Annotated in this window: 1 protein-coding gene; it reads left to right on the plus strand. The window is 57.1% G+C overall.

Features of this window, described 5'->3' with window-relative positions; genetic code table 11:
* Nucleotides 1-273, plus strand: a 273-nt coding sequence (locus B3Q33_RS08795) for a PilZ domain-containing protein (protein ID WP_286827493.1), incomplete at its 5' end; no start/stop codon positions are given.
* Nucleotides 274-475: the final 202 nt, after the last annotated feature.

A 475-nucleotide genomic window follows, 5' to 3' on the forward strand; every position in this document is an offset into this window, starting at 1 on the left:
CGTGCCAAGGCCATGGACTACAACCGCTATGGAGTGGGTCTGACGTCACCGGTGAGTCTGTCACGGGGTGCCCGCCTCAAGCTGGACTTGTATGCGCCTGGCATGATTCTGCGTCAGGTATCGGCAGAAGTGGTCAGTTGTCATCGGGCGGGACAGGCATACCGGATTGGTTTACGCACCTATTCCAACTTGCGTGAGTTGGCTGGCGACGCGCGGCAGCATCAAATCCGTTATCTGGCAGGAATGGAAGAACAGCTTTCCCCGCAGGGGTAAGACTGATTGCGAATACAAAAAAGCCGCCCTGAGGCGGCTTTTTTGATAGTGGCTTGGCTCAGTTGCCTGAAGAAGGCGCTGCGGCTTTCTTCTTGGCGGGAGCCCGCTTGGCAGGTGCTTTCTTCTTGGCAGCTGCTTTCTTGGCGGGGGCCTTTTTGGCAGCTGCTTTCTTCTTGGCAGGAGCCTTGCGAGTAGCAGCCTT

The organism is Alcanivorax sp. UBA3183 (genome assembly GCF_002364155.1).
In the GTDB taxonomy this organism is placed as follows: Bacteria; Pseudomonadota; Gammaproteobacteria; order Pseudomonadales; family Alcanivoracaceae; genus Alcanivorax; species Alcanivorax jadensis.